The organism is Escherichia sp. UTM R2, from assembly GCF_048593455.1.
GTDB classification, from domain to species: domain Bacteria; phylum Pseudomonadota; class Gammaproteobacteria; order Enterobacterales; family Enterobacteriaceae; genus Escherichia; species Escherichia coli.
The window spans coordinates 1,368,017-1,384,510 of sequence record NZ_JBFWDY010000002.1 but is presented as its reverse complement, the minus strand read 5'-3'; the positions used below and the strand labels follow the sequence as shown (position 1 = coordinate 1,384,510).

Here is a 16,494-nt window from a genome sequence, read left to right as displayed (position 1 = left end):
AAGAGATATGCTGAATATTGCGTTCTACATATTTGGTTTTTGCACGTTCCTGGTGTTTGCGAAGCTATTCTGACAACGCATCAGACTTGGCACCTTGAGTCAGGGCGTTAATGGCCTTCTGCGCCTGCTGCATGGCTTTCTCAAACGCTGTTGATCCGCGTGGGGTGTTTGCCATTCGGAGCATTGCATTTCTGAATGGTTCGCTCTCATAGGCGCGAGTAAGAAGTCCGTAGCTTACTGCTGCGCCAGTTGTCGCCGGGTTCATTGCCGTCCCATACCCGATAATGAACGGGATGGTTTGCTGCCCTGTTGGTGTTGTTACTGCCGCTTTTGCTGCCTGCTGAGTGGACTGAAGGTAATTTTTCAATCCTTTCAGATAAGCAGCGTCCTGCCCCTTAAATGTGATGCCAGTCTGGTTTTGCAGGGTGTTAAGCTGTCGAAGGAACTGGTCAGGGGAACCACCTGATTTCTCCATCGCCTTTCCAATGATGCCATTGCGCATTTGCGCCCTGCCAACACGACCAACTGAGTTATACAGCGTCTTAATTTCCGATTTGTTCTTGCTGAATAGCATGTTGTTGACAACTTCCGGCGTCAGGTCGCCTTTCATAAGAACATTCTTCAGCCTGGTATTCTTTAGTTTCGCCGCTTCGTCAGCGTATACGGCATTGGCCTGCTGATATTTACGGAGAGTATCGTTGCCAAGATTCTGACCAATGGCGCCATTGATATCGTCGGTCATTGCCTTGTAAACGCGCTGAATGGCAGCATCGGAACGGTTTGGTAATACTGGTCGTTCCCCCTTCACGTCCATTCTGAACTGGCTGCGCAGATCGCTTAATTGCTTCAAATCCAGATTTACCGGACCATCAGGACCAGCATTGCGAATAAGCTCATCACGATAGGATTGAAGTTTTGAAATCGTCTCGTTATCAGCGACCTTACCAAGCTTCTGCAGGTTAGATATCAACAAAGACAGCAACCTCAGCAGCATGGAAATCACAGCGAACCACCTATGAACTTCGACGATTCGGATATTCCGTTCTAGGAGCTGAATATGAAAATCTGCTCAAGATGCCATCAACAGAAGGAAGAAAGGGACTTTCAAATCAGAAGAGCATCCAGAGATGGATTAACTGCCGCTTGCCGGGCTTGCCTGGCTGAATATGACAAAGAGCGCGCGGGATTGCCACATCGTGTATCAGCAAGGAGAGAATATCAATCATCGGAACGCGGCAGAGAACGGTGTAACGCAGCCAAAAAGCGGTTCATTCAGAGCAACCCATGGAAAAGAAAAGCCCACATCATCGTGGGTAATTTTTTGCGCGACGGTAAGCTAATCCGACCACCACAATGTGAGTGCTGCGGATCAGAATGTAAACCACAGGCGCACCACTGCGACTACAGCAAACCAACCGATGTGATGTGGCTCTGCAAGTCATGTCATGTCGAGTGGCACAAACATAACAAACCTATCTACCCAGACGAGGAGCCAGTAACTCTCCCCTTCCCTCGTCACGCTATTCACGCAATTTAAGGACTTACATGAATCACTTAATGGTTGACCTTGAAACAATGGGCAACGGGCCATACGCGCCAGTTATTTCTATTGGGGCGGTATTCTTTGACCCGAATACCGGAGAAACAGGAGAAGAGTTCTCGGTAAATATCTCGCTTGAATCATCAATGCGATATCGAGCGCGTCCTGACGCTTCAACGATTTTATGGTGGCTGGAACAGAGTGAAGAAGCCAGAAAATCGCTAACCAGCAACACTCAGGAGCTTTCAACGGCTCTTTCATGGTTATCTGAATTCATCATAAAGAACGCTAACCACAAATTCGTTCAGGTTTGGGGGAATGGAGCATCATTTGACTGCGTTATTCTCCGAAACAGTTATTCGCTGACAGGGCAGCCAGTTCCGTGGCAGTGGTGGAATGACCGCGACGTAAGAACAATCGTCGAACTTGGGAAGGTAATAGGATTCGACCCTAAGCGAGATATGCCATTCAAAGGAACTCGCCACAACGCGCTTGATGATGCCATTCACCAAGCCAAATACGTTTCAGCGATCTGGAAAAAGTTAGCTAAATAATCAACAGGAGAAAACCATGCCAGCGCCTCTGTATGGTGCGGATGACGCGCGCCGCTGTTCCGGCAATTCCGTATCGGAGGTGCTGGATAAATTCAGAAAAAACTACGACCTGATAATGTCTCTACCGCAGGAAACGAAAGAGGAAAAGGAATTTCGCCACTGCATATGGCTTGCAGAGAAAGAAGAGCGCGAGCGAATTTACCAGGCATCAATCCGACCATTCCGCAAAGCCACATACAACGACTCTAAAGACGCATTTGGAGAGCGTGGTAAAAACGATTTTGTCAAAATTAATAAAGAACGCGAAGGCAACGAAAAAAGCTAATTTATTTATTCATATATGAAAACAATGTAACCAATATTCGAATTGAAGAACTGAAAGAACACCAAGCCGCCTGATGGCGGTTTTTTCTTGCCTGATTTGCAGGTTCGATTCCATATTCGGAGATAGCACTCATGCAACACGAACTACAACCTGATTCACTGGTTGATTTGAAATTCATCATGGCCGATACTGGCTTCGGTAAAACCTTCATCTATGACCGGATTAAGTCCGGCGACCTGCCAAAAGCCAAAGTTATCCACGGGCGAGCAAGATGGTTATATCGTGACCATTGTGAATTCAAGAATAAGCTTTTAAGCCGCGCCAATGGGTAAAATAGCGGGTAAAATATTTCTCACATCTAAAAAACATCATTCCAATCAATCCCCTGCCGCGTCAAGTAGATGTCTGCAGGGGACACCATCCTTGTGTTTATCCCTAAAACCACATAAAAACCGTAAATTAAATTCGAACTAGCAGGCCGAATAAGGCACACCAGGAACTCGTGGTTTTATTCATTATGAAGTGGTTTTTACCTGTTCTCTTAGCCAGGTAATAAACGCTTCAATTTTTGGCCACTGCCTGCCCGGTAATGTGGTGATGTAATAATGCTGATGGCATTTCACCGTCATATCGCCAAACGGCGCGACGAGCTCACCACTGGCAAGCCTTTTTTGTACCAGGCGTTTTCTTCCCATCGCCACCCCAATATGATTCATCGCGGCAATAACAGCTAAATCAGAACGATCAAAGCCAATTCCAGAAGATGTCGGCAAATTAACCGCATAATGTTGCGCCCAACTATGCCATTCATCCGTACCGGAGTCGTTGCTCCATGCCTGTCTGTCATGGAGCAACGTACAGTGACACAGGTTAATTACCGTGTTGGTTAAAGCATGTCTTTGAGCGTATTCCGGGCTACATACTGGCAGGATTTCTTCATCCATCAGAAAGTGATGAGTGAGTTGCGCTGACGGCGCATCATCAAAGTAGATCGCCAAATCGATTCCGGCACGTTGCAGATTGACGTTGTCATTACCAGTGAGCACGGTGAGCGAAATAGACGGATACCGGCGTGTAAAGTCACCTAATGCGGGCACCAACCAGCATTGGGCGATAGAGGGCCGGGAATACAGAGTTAACGTTCCCGATAACTCCTGATTTTTGATATCAAGAATTTCCTGGTTCAGGGTATCCAGCGACGATTTTAGCGCCCAATAAACACGTTTCCCCTCGTGCGTTAATTCCACTTTGCGATGGGAACGAACAAACAACTGAATGCCCAATTCTTCTTCCAGCTGATTGATACGGTGACTTACCGCACTGGGGCTCAGCGACAATTCCTCTGCCGCCAGGGCGAAGGACTGATGCCTGGCAGCCACTTCAAAAGTATGCATTTTTGATAATTGCCAGCCGTTAAGCAGCCGATTTCTTATTTCACGAAGGGGTTCCATAATCACCTCATTTTTCGCTTAAGTGTAAAAAAATAGCGGCAAAATTTCAGCTATGAGATGAGCTAAAGTGAACCATATCTCAATTCACCTTCATTTTTAGATGTAAATCACTCCATTGATGCAATTTACCTCATGTGAAAGGCAAATTTTATCGTTTGTCAGCCTGCGTTGTTTTTTTGTCCAATATCATCAGGTTAATCACAGGGGAAGGTGAGATATGCACTCTCAAATCTGGGTTGTGAGCACGCTGCTTATCAGCATCGTGTTAATTGTACTGACCATCGTGAAGTTCAAATTCCACCCGTTTCTGGCGCTGTTGCTGGCCAGCTTCTTCGTGGGAACGATGATGGGCATGGGGCCACTGGATATGGTAAATGCTATTGAAAGTGGAATTGGCGGAACGCTGGGGTTCCTCGCAGCGGTTATCGGCCTTGGCACGATACTGGGAAAAATGATGGAAGTATCCGGGGCCGCAGAAAGAATTGGTCTGACACTTCAACGCTGCCGCTGGCTTTCAGTTGATGTCATTATGGTGCTGGTTGGCCTGATTTGTGGCATCACGCTGTTTGTTGAAGTGGGCGTCGTGCTATTGATTCCTCTGGCTTTTTCAATTGCCAAAAAAACCAATACCTCATTATTAAAGCTTGCCATTCCGCTATGTACCGCATTGATGGCAGTGCACTGCGTGGTTCCTCCACATCCGGCTGCTTTATATGTTGCCAATAAGCTGGGCGCAGATATCGGTTCGGTGATCGTCTACGGTTTGCTGGTTGGGCTGATGGCATCACTGATCGGTGGCCCACTTTTCCTTAAATTTCTGGGTCAACGACTGCCCTTTAAACCTGTACCCACAGAGTTTGCAGATCTCAAAGTTCGCGATGAAAAAACACTACCGTCATTAGGCGCAACGTTATTCACCATACTGCTACCCATTGCGCTGATGTTGGTTAAAACGATTGCCGAATTGAATATGGCGCGTGAGAGTGGTTTGTATATCTTGGTTGAGTTTATTGGCAACCCTATCACTGCCATGTTTATCGCCGTGTTTGTCGCCTATTATGTGTTGGGTATACGCCAGCATATGAGCATGGGGACGATGCTCACACATACGGAAAATGGCTTCGGTTCTATTGCTAATATTTTGCTGATTATCGGGGCCGGAGGCGCATTCAACGCCATTTTAAAAAGCAGCAGTCTCGCTGATACGCTGGCAGTTATTCTCTCCAATATGCATATGCACCCGATTCTTCTGGCCTGGTTAGTGGCTCTTATTCTGCATGCGGCAGTGGGCTCCGCTACCGTGGCAATGATGGGGGCAACGGCAATTGTTGCCCCCATGCTGCCGCTTTATCCCGACATCAGCCCGGAAATTATTGCGATTGCTATCGGTTCAGGTGCAATTGGCTGCACGATCGTTACGGACTCGCTTTTCTGGCTAGTGAAGCAATATTGCGGCGCTACGCTCAATGAAACATTTAAATACTATACGACAGCGACATTTATCGCTTCAGTCGTCGCTCTGGCGGGCACATTCCTGCTGTCATTTATCATCTAAGCGCAAAGAGACGTACTATGGAAAACGCTAAAATGAACTCGCTCATCGCCCAGTATCCGTTGGTAAAGGATCTGGTTGCTCTTAAAGAAACCACCTGGTTTAATCCTGGCACGACCTCATTGGCTGAAGGTTTACCTTATGTTGGCCTGACCGAACAGGATGTTCAGGACGCCCATGCGCGCTTATCCCGTTTTGCACCCTATCTGGCAAAAGCATTTCCTGAAACTGCTGCCACTGGGGGGATTATTGAATCAGAACTGGTTGCCATTCCAGCTATGCAAAAACGGCTGGAAAAAGAATATCAGCAACCGATCAGCGGGCAACTGTTACTGAAAAAAGATAGCCATTTGCCCATTTCCGGCTCCATAAAAGCACGCGGCGGGATTTATGAAGTCCTGGCACACGCAGAAAAACTGGCTCTGGAAGCGGGGTTGCTGACGCTTGATGATGACTACAGCAAACTGCTTTCTCCGGAGTTTAAACAGTTCTTTAGCCAATACAGCATTGCTGTGGGCTCAACCGGAAATCTGGGGTTATCAATCGGCATTATGAGCGCCCGCATTGGCTTTAAGGTGACAGTTCATATGTCTGCTGATGCCCGGGCATGGAAAAAAGCGAAACTGCGCAGCCATGGCGTTACGGTCGTGGAATATGAGCAAGATTATGGTGTTGCCGTCGAGGAAGGACGTAAAGCAGCGCAGTCTGACCCGAACTGTTTCTTTATTGATGACGAAAATTCCCGCACGTTGTTCCTTGGGTATTCCGTCGCTGGCCAGCGTCTTAAAGCGCAATTTGCCCAGCAAGGCCGTATCGTCGATGCTGATAACCCTCTGTTTGTCTATCTGCCGTGTGGTGTTGGCGGTGGTCCTGGTGGCGTCGCATTCGGGCTTAAACTGGCGTTTGGCGATCATGTTCACTGCTTTTTTGCCGAACCAACGCACTCCCCTTGTATGTTGTTAGGCGTCCATACAGGATTACACGATCAGATTTCTGTTCAGGATATTGGTATCGACAACCTTACCGCAGCGGATGGCCTTGCAGTTGGTCGCGCATCAGGCTTTGTCGGGCGGGCAATGGAGCGTCTGCTGGATGGCTTCTATACCCTTAGCGATCAAACCATGTATGACATGCTTGGCTGGCTGGCTCAGGAAGAAGGTATTCGTCTTGAACCTTCAGCACTGGCGGGTATGGCCGGACCTCAGCGCGTGTGTGCATCAGTAAGTTACCAACAGATGCACGGTTTCAGCGCAGAACAATTGCGTAATGCCACTCATCTGGTGTGGGCGACGGGAGGTGGAATGGTGCCGGAAGAAGAGATGAATCAATATCTGGCAAAAGGCCGTTAATAACGTTTCAACGCAGCATCGCAATCCTTTCCCTGGGTGAGCGATGCTGCCGATGGCGCAGACTTAAGATCCCCGGTCTTACCCGCTATAACCCCCTCCTTTTATCATCACCCAACGCCTTTCGCTGTAAACGGCGGTTTCGCAAACCAAACCAAAACCGTAAGTAAGATAAAAGCAATAGCCGCCATACGGAAAATCTCATTTGCAGAAATAGAAAGTGACTGCTGGGTTATTTCATTATTAATTTCATTAAGAACTCCTGAAAGCGAACCATAGTATTTATCCATAATTTGTGACGATGAATTAAACACGGGGTTAAATTGATCGATGGTTGCTGTCAACTGACTATGGTGTAACGATTCGCGTCGTCCCCACAGCGTCATTGTCAACGACGTACCAACTGATCCTGACAAGGTACGAAAAAAATTACTCATACTCGAGGCATTGGCAAATTTATTATCTGGCAAGCCTGAAAACGAAATCGTTGTTAAGGGTAAAAAGAAACAGGCAACGGCGAATCCCTGAAAAAACTGCGGCATAATGATACCTGTAAAATCAATCGTTGGCATAAATGTCACAGAACGCCAGTAATAGCAAACCGCATACATCAAAAAACTGAATGTCACCAACACCCGCATGTCTATTTTGTTGCCATAACGTCCTATCAAAGGTGAAATTAATAGTGGCATGATGCCGATGGGCGCATAAGCAAGTCCGGCCCATATCGCATTATACCCCATCGTTTCCTGGAGTAACTGCGGCATAAGGACGATCGCTCCAGAGTAAAATAAATACGCGCATGTGATACTCACAATACCAATGGTGAAGTTACGGGACTTAAACAAACTGAGATCAAGAATCGGGTTCTCTGAGGTCGACTCCCAAATGACTAAAGAGATCAGAGAAATAACTGATACTACTGTTAATATTATTATCGTACTCGAGTTGAACCAATCCAGATCGCGCCCTTTATCAAGCATAATTTGCAAGCCACCAACACCGAGCACTAACAGGGTCAGTCCTGGTAGATTCATTTTGACCGGTGAAGTCTCAGTTTCTCTTCCTTTAAGTAAGGTTAAGCATAATGTCAGGACGACAATCCCCATAGGGACATTGATTAAAAATATCCAACCCCAGCTAAAGTTATCACAAATATAGCCGCCCAATATCGGCCCACATATCGGAGCGATAATCACGGTCATTGACCATAATGCCAGAGCAAATGTCCTTTTTTCTGGTGGGTAATTCCTTAATAATAAACTCTGTGACAGTGGAATTAACGGCCCCGCCATTAACCCCTGAACGACTCTAAAAAATATCAGCACATCAAGATTGGTCGATAGGCTACACATTAATGAAGACAGCGAAAAAAAGGTTACTGAAAGTAAAAATAATCTTAATTCGCCTATTCTTTGTGCCAACCTGCCAGTAACAGGGATCGCAATGGCATTTGCTACACCAAACGAGGTGATAACCCAGGTGCCTTCGTCTGTTGATGCTCCCAGAAAGCCAGATATTGTCGGTATTGCGACGTTAGAAATAGTGGAATCCAACATTTGCATAAATGTCGCTAATGACAATGCAATAGTGACGCACCATAACGTCCCACCGGTTAATGGTGCCGGAGTTGATTTAGTGATTGCCATTAAAGTTGTCCATTATGCGAAATAATGTTGCTAATTTCTTTTTCTATCGGACTGGTATCGATAACTAAAGCCTTACTGGTATAAGCCGGCATGGAGGTCACGGTTGAAGCCAGCTCAGGCATCTCGGCAATGTCTTCGTTCTTCGTATCAATAGTTGCTGTCATCGATAAACCAATACGCAAGGGATGTTCCATGAGTTCTTTTGGATCAAGAGAAACTTCAACCGGTACACGCTGAACGATTTTGATCCAGTTCCCTGTCGCATTTTGTGCAGGTAATAAGGAGAACGCATTGCCGGTTCCCATATTGATCCCTGTCACCCGACCATGAAACACAACATTTTCACCATAAAGATCGCTGATAATATTGACCGATTGACCAATCCGTACATCCGTGAGTTGTGTTTCTTTAAAGTTGGCATTAACCCACATTTGACGTGCCGGTACGACAGCCATTAACGATTGTCCGGGGCTCACTGTTTCGCCGACCTGAACACTTCTCTGGGCAATATAGCCGGTAACCGGACTCTTAATATCCGTACGTTTAAGCGCCAACCAGGCTTCTTTAGTTGCATCCGCCGCTTCAACGACTTGTGGCTGACGGTTTAATGGTGTGTTCATTACTAAAGCTTTATTCGCTTTATAAGCCTGGATAGCGGCATTCAATGCCGCTTTGCTACTTATTAACGTATCTTTGGTATGCTCCAGCGTTTCTTTTGAAATAACCCCCTGCTTCGCTAACGGCACTCGACGGTTATAATCTTCTAAAGATTGTTGATACTGAATACGTGCTGAAGCGACTTCGGCACTGTATTGTTTATCCTGTAAGTATAGTTTATTCGTTTGCCGAACAATATTTGCCAGATTATTTTTAGCTTTATTGAGTGCGATAGTGGCATCAGTTTTATCCAGTGAAACTAAAATGTCACCTTGTCGAACGTAGTTCGTATCTTTATGATTAACGACAGTGACACTACCTGAGACTTGTGCAGAAATTGGATCTGCATTCCCCGTGACATAGGCGTCATCTGTACTAATCATGTCTTCTAATTCCATTGACCAATAGGCATAGGCACCTGAAAACGCAATAAATAAAACTACCGCCAATAAAGAAAAGTATTTTCTTCTGTTAGAATGTTTTTTATTTGAATTAATCTGTTCCACTATTATCTCTCATTTCTCATAGATGAAATTTATGAATTGAATGAAAAGAGCATTCATTCTTCATATCAAACACAGTGCATGTGTTGCACATTATCCCAGGAACGTTGGAGGCCTAATTTAAATGAGGTGCAAAAAAAACAACAGAGGACTAAACCGTGGCTTTTGCAATACAATTCTTACGCCTGTAGGATTAGTAAGAAGACTTATAGTGCCAACTTGAAACTATAAATCATCGGTACAATCCCTGATTTTATTGTTGACATTTCATTTATGCCGACTATTTATATGGTATACTTGTCGAATTATCTTAAAGGAAGCTCAGATTTTCTTATTTTTATTGAGAAAATGAGATGACGCCTTATGTCTGTATTACTACAGGGAGAAGGGAGATGCTTCATTGCAAAGGGAATAATCTATGAACGCAATAATTATTGATGACCATCCTCTTGCTATCGCAGCAATTCGTAATTTATTGATCAAAAACGATATTGAAATCTTAGCAGAGTTGACTGAAGGCGGAAGTGCCGTTCAGCGGGTGGAAACACTTAAGCCTGATATCGTCATCATTGATGTCGATATCCCCGGAGTTAACGGTATCCAGGTGTTAGAAACGCTGAGGAAGCGCCAATATAGCGGAATTATTATTATCGTCTCCGCTAAAAATGACCATTTTTACGGGAAACATTGTGCTGATGCTGGCGCTAATGGTTTCGTGAGTAAAAAAGAAGGCATGAACAATATCATTGCGGCTATTGAAGCTGCAAAAAATGGCTACTGCTATTTCCCCTTCTCTCTCAACCGGTTTGTTGGAAGTTTAACGTCCGACCAGCAAAAACTCGACTCCTTATCGAAACAAGAAATTAGTGTCATGCGGTATATTCTTGATGGCAAGGATAATAATGACATTGCTGAAAAAATGTTCATCAGCAACAAAACTGTCAGCACTTATAAAAGTCGCCTGATGGAAAAATTAGAATGTAAATCACTGATGGATCTTTACACATTCGCACAACGTAACAAAATCGGCTAACCACATGAAGTTTTTACCCTATATTTTTCTTCTCTGTTGTGGTCTTTGGTCGACCATAAGTTTCGCAGACGAAGATTACATCGAATATCGTGGCATCAGTAGTAACAACCGTGTCACACTTGATCCACTACGTCTGAGCAACAAGGAATTACGTTGGTTAGCGAGCAAAAAAAATCTTGTGATTGCAGTACATAAGTCCCAAACGGCTACGTTGTTGCATACCGATTCGCAGCAACGGGTTCGTGGTATTAATGCTGATTATTTAAATCTTTTAAAAAGAGCGTTAAATATCAAATTAACACTCCGGGAATACGCAGATCATCAAAAAGCAATGGACGCGCTTGCAGAAGGTGAAGTCGATATAGTGTTATCACATTTAGTTACTTCGCCGCCTCTTAATAATGACATTGCTGCAACCAAACCATTGATAATTACCTTTCCGGCGCTGGTAACCACCCTTCACGACTCAATGCGACCGCTTACCTCACCAAAACCAGTAAATATTGCTCGGGTAGCAAATTACCCCCCAGACGAGGTAATTCATCAATCATTTCCAAAAGCAACAATTATCTCTTTTACAAATTTATATCAGGCATTAGCATCCGTCTCAGCTGGGCACAATGATTACTTTATTGGTAGTAACATCATTACCAGCAGTATGATTTCCCGCTATTTCACTCACTCCTTAAATGTAGTGAAATATTATAACTCGCCGCGTCAATATAATTTTTTCTTGACCAGAAAAGAATCTGTCATTCTTAATGAAGTACTCAATAGATTTGTTGATGCTTTAACAAATGAAGTTCGCTATGAAGTATCACAAAATTGGCTTGATACAGGAAACCTGGCCTTTCTGAACAAACCATTAGAACTCACTGAACATGAAAAACAGTGGATTAAGCAGCATCCCAATTTAAAGGTGCTGGAAAATCCTTACTCGCCCCCCTATTCTATGACGGATGAAAATGGCTCGGTTCGGGGCGTTATGGGGGACATTCTTAATATTATTACCTTGCAAACAGGTTTAAATTTTTCTCCGATCACCGTTTCACACAATATCCATGCTGGAACACAGCTTAGCCCCGGAGGATGGGATATAATACCTGGCGCTATTTATAGTGAAGATCGAGAAAATAATGTTTTATTTGCTGAAGCCTTCATAACAACGCCTTACGTTTTTGTCATGCAAAAAGCGCCTGACAGTGAACAAACATTAAAAAAAGGAATGAAAGTTGCCATTCCATATTATTATGAGCTGCATTCGCAATTAAAAGAGATGTATCCGGAGGTTGAATGGATACAGGTCGATAATGCCAGCGCTGCATTTCACAAGGTTAAGGAAGGTGAACTTGATGCTCTGGTCGCGACACAGCTAAATTCGCGTTACATGATCGATCATTACTATCCTAATGAACTTTATCATTTTCTTATTCCTGGCGTTCCGAATGCATCGCTTTCGTTCGCTTTTCCTCGCGGAGAACCGGAACTTAAGGATATTATTAATAAAGCACTGAATGCAATTCCCCCAAGCGAAGTTCTGCGCCTGACGGAAAAATGGATTAAAATGCCCAATGTGACCATTGACACATGGGACCTATATAGCGAGCAATTTTATATTGTTACGACATTATCCGTTTTATTAGTTGGCAGTAGCCTTTTATGGGGATTCTACCTGTTACGCTCAGTTCGTCGTCGTAAAGTCATTCAGGGTGATTTAGAAAACCAAATATCATTCCGAAAAGCACTCTCGGATTCCTTACCGAATCCAACTTATGTTGTAAACTGGCAAGGTAATGTCATTAGTCATAATAGTGCTTTTGAACATTATTTCACTGCGGATTACTACAAAAATGCAATGTTACCATTAGAAAACAGTGACTCACCCTTTAAAGATGTTTTTTCTAATGCGCATGAAGTCACAGCAGAAACGAAAGAAAATCGAACAATATACACACAGGTATTTGAAATTGATAATGGCATCGAGAAAAGATGCATTAATCACTGGCATACATTATGCAATCTTCCTGCAAGTGACAATGCAGTATATATTTGTGGTTGGCAAGATATTACTGAAACGCGTGATCTAATTAATGCACTCGAGGTAGAAAAAAATAAAGCGATAAAGGCTACCGTAGCAAAAAGTCAGTTTCTGGCAACGATGAGTCACGAAATAAGAACACCAATAAGCTCTATTATGGGCTTCCTGGAACTTCTGTCGGGTTCTGGTCTTAGCAAGGAGCAACGGGTGGAGGCGATTTCACTTGCCTACGCCACCGGACAATCACTCCTCGGCTTAATTGGTGAAATCCTTGATGTCGACAAAATTGAATCGGGTAACTATCAACTTCAACCACAATGGGTCGATATCCCTACTTTAGTCCAGAACACTTGTCACTCTTTCGGTGCGATTGCTGCAAGCAAATCGATCGCATTAAGTTGCAGCAGTACGTTTCCTGAACATTACCTGGTTAAGATCGACCCTCAGGCGTTTAAGCAGGTCTTATCAAATTTACTGAGTAATGCTCTCAAATTTACCACCGAGGGGGCAGTAAAAATTACGACCTCCCTGGGTCACATTGATGACAACCACGCTGTTATCAAAATGACGATTATGGATTCTGGAAGTGGATTATCGCAGGAAGAACAACAACAACTGTTTAAACGCTACAGCCAAACAAGTGCAGGTCGTCAGCAAACAGGTTCTGGTTTAGGCTTAATGATCTGCAAAGAATTAATTAAAAATATGCAGGGCGATTTGTCATTAGAAAGTCATCCAGGCATAGGAACAACATTTACGATCACAATCCCGGTAGAAATTAGCCAGCAAGTGGCGACTGTCGAGGCAAAAGCAGAACAACCCATCACACTACCTGAAAAGTTGAGCATATTAATCGCGGATGATCATCCGACCAACAGGCTATTACTCAAACGCCAGCTAAATCTATTAGGATATGATGTTGATGAAGCCACTGATGGTGTGCAAGCGCTACACAAAGTCAGTATGCAACATTATGATCTGCTTATTACTGACGTTAATATGCCGAATATGGATGGTTTTGAGTTGACTCGCAAACTCCGTGAGCAAAATTCTTCCTTACCCATCTGGGGGCTTACAGCCAACGCACAGGCTAACGAACGTGAAAAAGGGTTAAGTTGCGGCATGAACTTATGTTTGTTCAAACCGTTGACCCTGGATGTACTGAAAACACATTTAAGTCAGTTACACCAGGTTGCGCATATTGCACCTCAGTATCGCCACCTTGATATCGAAGCCCTGAAAAATAATACGGCGAACGATCTACAACTGATGCAGGAGATTCTCATGACTTTCCAGCATGAAACGCATAAAGATCTACCCGCTGCGTTTCAAGCACTAGAAGCTGGCGATAACAGAACTTTCCATCAGTGTATTCATCGCATCCACGGTGCGGCTAACATCCTGAATTTGCAAAAGTTGATTAATATTAGCCATCAGTTAGAAATAACACCTGTTTCAGATGACAGTAAGCCTGAAATTCTTCAGTTGCTGAACTCTGTAAAAGAACACATTGCAGAGCTGGATCAGGAGATTGCTGTTTTCTGTCAGAAAAATGACTAAATAGCGGCTCCCACAATGTTCAAATGTGGGAGCTATTTACCAGCACATCTTACATTTATGATGAGAACTCCTGGCGAATTTGCTCCCCATGCTGGTCGAGCGTTGCCGCTCCCGGCATAACATGCGGGTCCGCGCAGCCACTGATTTTTATCGGATTACCCGGCATCATTATTCCCCCGGCTTCAATCAACATATTTCTCGCCTGAGTTTGTGGCAAATTAATGGCCTCAGCCACACTTAATAACGGCGCGACGGGTACACCAACTTCATGTATTCTGGCTAACCAAACTTCAGCTGCCTGCGTTTTTAACGTCCGCTCAATATATTGTTTAAGAATAGCCTGGTTTTGTACGCGTAAAATATTGCTGCTAAATCTGGGATCATTAACCAGTTCCGTAAGCTCCAGTGCCTGGCATAACGCAGAAAAAAGCTTGTCATTACCACAACAAATCGTAATCGGCTTATCCTGAGTATTGAAAACATCAAAAGGTGCCATGTAGGGATGGCGATTTCCCAGACGTTGTGGTGACTTCCCAGTTGCGATATATGCCATCAGACCATGCTCCAGAAAACTCAGCGTGGCATCAAACATCGCTATATCGACATGCGCCCCTCTCTGGCTCTTTTCGCGGCCATAAAGTGCACTCACTATTCCGCTGAATAAATAGACACCGCCGCATAGATCCGCAAGAGATGTACCAACGCGCACTGGCGGAGCATCAGGATATCCTGTTTCCATCATTATCCCGCTCATTGCCTGAATGATGGTATCGTAGGCAGGAGCATCTTTTAGCGGACCGGTATGTCCGAAACCTGACGATGAAGCATATATGAGGCGCGGGTTGATTTCTTGAAGCGTTTCCCATGAAAACCCCAGTTTTTCCATTGTACCTGGGCGAAAATTCTCAGCTAATACATCAGCTTGTTTGAGCATATTTATAAATATACTTTTATCGTGATCATTCTTTAAATCAAGAACCACACTCTCTTTGCCATGATTAATAAAACTGTAATAGAGTGACTGTCCATCCACATAGGGACCAAATGTGCGGGTATCATCACCATGACCCGGCGGCTCAACTTTAATTACCCTTGCGCCCATATTACAAAGAAGTTGAGTTCCGAAAGGTCCATTAAGGACATGTGTCATATCGATAACTAATAAGCCTTCAAACGGCCCTTTGCTTTCATTATTTGTCATTTGCTTATGCCTTGAAAAAAGCCGAAGGTGAAAAGACACTTCGGCATTTATGTAAAATCAATAACATGATTAATTATGAAACCAGTCGACTGACATAAATCCACAAGGGAGCCGTGACGACAAAGCCCAGTACGCTCACAGCCAATGACGCTGTACCAGTACGGGTGTAGACATTAAACCGGCTGGCAATAATGATTCCGGAGAATGCCGGCGGTAATGCGCCTGCCAGTACCATCATCTGCAGATGTTCGCTGTTCAAATGACATGCCATACCAACGAGAAGCAGTGCCAGTGGCATCAGAATCAGCTTCAGGAAGGTGTTATAAGCAATTTCGGCACTGAACTCGAATTTATGTGCAGCCAGAGTCAACCCCGCAGCGAATACCGCTACCCCTGAGTTAGCCTTCGCAATCAGATTAAAGGTTGGGTCCCATGCTGCCGGAATTTTTACCCCAACCAACACCAGGATCGTTGCCAGAACAGGTGCCCATACTACTGGCTCCTTTGCCGCAGAAATTAATGCGCTCAGATTACTATTCTTCTTACCATCCGCTCCTGAGGAAGGATTCAGCAAATACAGACCAATAGGAATAGTAATTGCGTTAACAATAATAGAAATAATTGCTACCACTAAACCTGTTGATACGGAATCACCATAAATAGGATCGAGAACTGCAAACCCCAGGAATCCAATGGTAGGTGAACCCGCAATTAATGCACATACAGCTGCTTCTGCATGGGTACGTTTAAAAAATTTGTAGCAACCAAACCAGGAGAAAAAGAAACATCCGACAATAACCACAAGTGATACAAGGGTCAGACGAGTGTCCGCAAAAATCATTTCCCTGTTTGCCCGGGTAATAGAAACAAATAGAGCCGCAGGAAGCGCGTAGTTTAATACCAGTTTATTAAATGCGCGGGCTTGATCTTCTGAAAAAGTTTCTCGTCTGCCGCTAAAATAACCCAACAGCATGATTACGATAATAGGCAATAAATCGCCAATAAAAAATGTTAGCATAATAGTATTTCCGATAAGGGTCCCCTCACCATCGCATAATGAGTTGGCAAGAGGAGACGATGTCAGT

General features: G+C 44.3%; 12 protein-coding genes and 2 pseudogenes. 8 read left to right on the top strand and 6 right to left on the bottom strand.

The features are described from left to right. Window positions 1-64: 64 nt before the first annotated feature. Window positions 65-967, bottom strand: a pseudogene (locus AB4H76_RS07535) (lytic transglycosylase domain-containing protein); the annotation flags it as partial. On the opposite strand from AB4H76_RS07535, the pseudogene AB4H76_RS07530 reads away from it, so the two are divergent. From AB4H76_RS07530 to torI, 4 genes and pseudogenes are all read left to right on the top strand, one after another. Continuing rightward, window positions 968-1,048, top strand: a pseudogene (locus AB4H76_RS07530) (single-stranded DNA-binding protein); the annotation flags it as partial. It lies immediately after the preceding pseudogene. A 497-nt stretch (window positions 1,049-1,545) separates the two neighbouring features. Further along, the gene (locus tag AB4H76_RS07525; RefSeq protein ID WP_001016185.1) at window positions 1,546-2,094 is read left to right on the top strand and encodes a 3'-5' exonuclease; all 549 of its coding nucleotides are present in this window, start codon (window positions 1,546-1,548) and stop codon (window positions 2,092-2,094) included. A gap of 16 nt (window positions 2,095-2,110) precedes the next feature. After that, window positions 2,111-2,419 carry a phage anti-RecBCD protein gene (locus tag AB4H76_RS07520; RefSeq protein WP_113387865.1) on the top strand — a complete coding sequence of 103 codons (309 nt, stop codon included), beginning with the start codon at window positions 2,111-2,113 and terminating at the stop codon, window positions 2,417-2,419. A gap of 131 nt (window positions 2,420-2,550) precedes the next feature. Further along, window positions 2,551-2,751 carry a response regulator inhibitor TorI gene (torI, locus tag AB4H76_RS07515; protein WP_001163428.1) on the top strand — a complete coding sequence of 67 codons (201 nt, stop codon included), beginning with the start codon at window positions 2,551-2,553 and terminating at the stop codon, window positions 2,749-2,751. A gap of 183 nt (window positions 2,752-2,934) precedes the next feature. On the opposite strand, the gene dsdC is transcribed toward torI, so the two are convergent. Further along, window positions 2,935-3,870 carry a DNA-binding transcriptional regulator DsdC gene (gene dsdC / locus AB4H76_RS07510; protein ID WP_001300996.1) on the bottom strand — a complete coding sequence of 312 codons (936 nt, stop codon included), beginning with the start codon at window positions 3,868-3,870 and terminating at the stop codon, window positions 2,935-2,937. 217 nt (window positions 3,871-4,087) lie between these two features. Here dsdC and dsdX point away from each other — a divergent pair, with 217 nt between their 5' ends. Further along, window positions 4,088-5,425: a D-serine transporter DsdX gene (dsdX, locus tag AB4H76_RS07505; protein ID WP_000556048.1), complete on the top strand. Its 1,338-nt coding sequence runs from the start codon at window positions 4,088-4,090 to the stop codon at window positions 5,423-5,425. Between the two features lie 17 nt (window positions 5,426-5,442). Further along, window positions 5,443-6,771, top strand: a complete 1,329-nt coding sequence (dsdA, locus tag AB4H76_RS07500) for a D-serine ammonia-lyase (protein ID WP_000426426.1) — start codon at window positions 5,443-5,445, stop codon at window positions 6,769-6,771. A 107-nt stretch (window positions 6,772-6,878) separates the two neighbouring features. Here dsdA and emrY read toward each other — a convergent pair whose 3' ends face one another. Next, window positions 6,879-8,417 carry a multidrug efflux MFS transporter permease subunit EmrY gene (gene emrY, locus AB4H76_RS07495; protein WP_001018731.1) on the bottom strand — a complete coding sequence of 513 codons (1,539 nt, stop codon included), beginning with the start codon at window positions 8,415-8,417 and terminating at the stop codon, window positions 6,879-6,881. Continuing rightward, entirely contained in the window at window positions 8,417-9,580 is a 1,164-nt protein-coding gene (emrK, locus tag AB4H76_RS07490; RefSeq protein WP_000435167.1) for a multidrug efflux MFS transporter periplasmic adaptor subunit EmrK, read from the bottom strand. Before emrK ends, emrY begins: the two co-directional genes overlap by 1 nt. Window positions 9,581-9,995: 415 nt before the next feature. Here emrK and evgA point away from each other — a divergent pair, with 415 nt between their 5' ends. Together evgA and evgS are read left to right on the top strand one after the other, a co-directional pair. Continuing rightward, window positions 9,996-10,610 (top strand): acid-sensing system DNA-binding response regulator EvgA, encoded by a 615-nt coding sequence (gene evgA, locus AB4H76_RS07485; protein ID WP_000991370.1) that lies wholly within the window; start codon window positions 9,996-9,998, stop codon window positions 10,608-10,610. 4 nt (window positions 10,611-10,614) lie between these two features. Next, a complete protein-coding gene (gene evgS, locus AB4H76_RS07480) occupies window positions 10,615-14,208 on the top strand; it encodes an acid-sensing system histidine kinase EvgS (protein WP_001326970.1) in 3,594 nt (1,197 codons plus the stop codon). A 55-nt stretch (window positions 14,209-14,263) separates the two neighbouring features. Here evgS and yfdE read toward each other — a convergent pair whose 3' ends face one another. Beyond that, window positions 14,264-15,409 (bottom strand): CoA:oxalate CoA-transferase, encoded by a 1,146-nt coding sequence (gene yfdE / locus AB4H76_RS07475; protein WP_077492228.1) that lies wholly within the window; start codon window positions 15,407-15,409, stop codon window positions 14,264-14,266. Between the two features lie 73 nt (window positions 15,410-15,482). Beyond that, complete coding sequence (gene yfdV / locus AB4H76_RS07470; RefSeq protein WP_000955028.1) at window positions 15,483-16,427, bottom strand: transporter YfdV; 945 nt, start codon at window positions 16,425-16,427, stop codon at window positions 15,483-15,485. Window positions 16,428-16,494 lie beyond the last annotated feature (67 nt).

Bases quoted from the DNA above. Each gene is read 5' to 3' on its own strand.
- yfdV (WP_000955028.1), bottom strand. From the start codon at position 16,427: ATGCTAACATTTTTTATTGGCGATTTATTGCCTATTATCGTAATCATG.
- emrY (WP_001018731.1), bottom strand. From the start codon at position 8,417: ATGGCAATCACTAAATCAACTCCGGCACCATTAACCGGTGGGACGTTA.
- dsdC (WP_001300996.1), bottom strand. From the start codon at position 3,870: ATGGAACCCCTTCGTGAAATAAGAAATCGGCTGCTTAACGGCTGGCAA.
- dsdA (WP_000426426.1), top strand. From the start codon at position 5,443: ATGGAAAACGCTAAAATGAACTCGCTCATCGCCCAGTATCCGTTGGTA.
- AB4H76_RS07525 (WP_001016185.1), top strand. From the start codon at position 1,546: ATGAATCACTTAATGGTTGACCTTGAAACAATGGGCAACGGGCCATAC.
- torI (WP_001163428.1), top strand. From the start codon at position 2,551: ATGCAACACGAACTACAACCTGATTCACTGGTTGATTTGAAATTCATC.
- yfdE (WP_077492228.1), bottom strand. From the start codon at position 15,409: ATGACAAATAATGAAAGCAAAGGGCCGTTTGAAGGCTTATTAGTTATC.
- dsdX (WP_000556048.1), top strand. From the start codon at position 4,088: ATGCACTCTCAAATCTGGGTTGTGAGCACGCTGCTTATCAGCATCGTG.
- AB4H76_RS07520 (WP_113387865.1), top strand. From the start codon at position 2,111: ATGCCAGCGCCTCTGTATGGTGCGGATGACGCGCGCCGCTGTTCCGGC.
- evgA (WP_000991370.1), top strand. From the start codon at position 9,996: ATGAACGCAATAATTATTGATGACCATCCTCTTGCTATCGCAGCAATT.
- evgS (WP_001326970.1), top strand. From the start codon at position 10,615: ATGAAGTTTTTACCCTATATTTTTCTTCTCTGTTGTGGTCTTTGGTCG.